Source organism: Streptomyces sp. CA2R106, from assembly GCF_037034245.1.
Lineage (GTDB): Bacteria > Actinomycetota > Actinomycetes > Streptomycetales > Streptomycetaceae > Actinacidiphila.
On sequence record NZ_JBAGKC010000117.1, the window covers coordinates 1 to 1,245 of the forward strand.

Here is a 1,245-nt window from a genome sequence, read left to right on the forward strand (position 1 = left end):
CGCCGGAATCGCCGCCTCAGGGTATCGGGCCGGGGAGCAGGACGACGGGAATGGGTACGCGAGGACGGGTACGACGGCGAGTGTGGCGTCGGGTCGGGTGGCGTACTGCCTCGGATTGCAGGGGCCCGCGGTTTCGATCGATACGGCGTGTTCGTCGTCGTTGACGGCGATTCACCTGGCGGCGCAGGCGTTGCGGTCGGGTGAGTGCTCGCTGGCGTTGGCCGGCGGGGTTACGGTGATGGCTGCTTTGGGAGTGTTCGCTGAGTTTGCGCGGCAGCGGGGGTTGGCTGCTGATGGGCGGTGCAAGCCGTTCGCGGAGGCGGCTGACGGCACGGGGTGGGGTGAGGGCGTTGGCGTGGTGGTGTTGGAGCGGTTGTCGGTTGCGCGTGAGCGTGGGCATCGGGTGCTGGCGGTGGTGGCCGGTAGTGCGGTCAACCAGGACGGGGCGAGCAATGGTCTGTCGGCGCCGAACGGTCCGTCGCAACAGCGTGTGATCCAGCAGGCATTGGCCAGCGCGGGGTTGCAGCCGGGTGATGTCGACGTGGTGGAGGGGCACGGGACCGGCACCGCGTTGGGTGATCCGATCGAGGCGCAGGCGCTGCTGGCGACCTATGGGCAGGGTCGGCCGGAGGGTCGGCCGTTGTGGTTGGGGTCGGTGAAGTCGAACATCGGCCACACGCAGGCCGCCGCTGGTGTCGCGGGTGTGATCAAGATGGTGCAGGCGATGCGCCACGGAATACTGCCGCAGACCTTGCACGTGGACGCCCCGTCCTCACACGTGGACTGGTCGGCCGGAGCGGTCCGGCTGCTCACCAGCGCACGCCCGTGGGAGGCCGGACCCCGCCGGCGCCGGGCGGGGGTGTCCTCGTTCGGCGTCAGCGGCACCAACGTCCACCTCATCCTCGAACAGCCTGCAGAGGATGTCCCTGCCCTGGACGTCCCTGCCGTGGAGGCTCCTACCCAGGATGGGTCGGAGTCTGGTGGTGCGGTGGTGTGGGTGGTGTCGGCGCGGTCTGATGCGGCGTTGGTGGCGCAGGCGGGTCGGTTGGCGGAGTTCGTTGATGCTCGCCCTGAGGTCTCGGTCGGGGATGTGGCGTTGTCGTTGGCGGTGACGCGGACGACGGGGTTCTCGCACCGGCTTGTGGTGGTCGGCCGGGACCGTGGTGAGTTGGTGGAGGGGTTGGCTGCTGCTGTGTCGGGGCGGGAGTCGGCCGGGGTGGTGGCGGGGGTTGCTGGTTCTGTGTC

General features: G+C 69.6%; 1 protein-coding gene. It reads left to right on the top strand.

The annotated features are described in order from the left end of the window. Positions 1–1,245 (top strand): beta-ketoacyl synthase N-terminal-like domain-containing protein (locus WA788_RS35265; protein WP_335984538.1); only part of this gene is annotated, 1,245 nt, incomplete at both ends.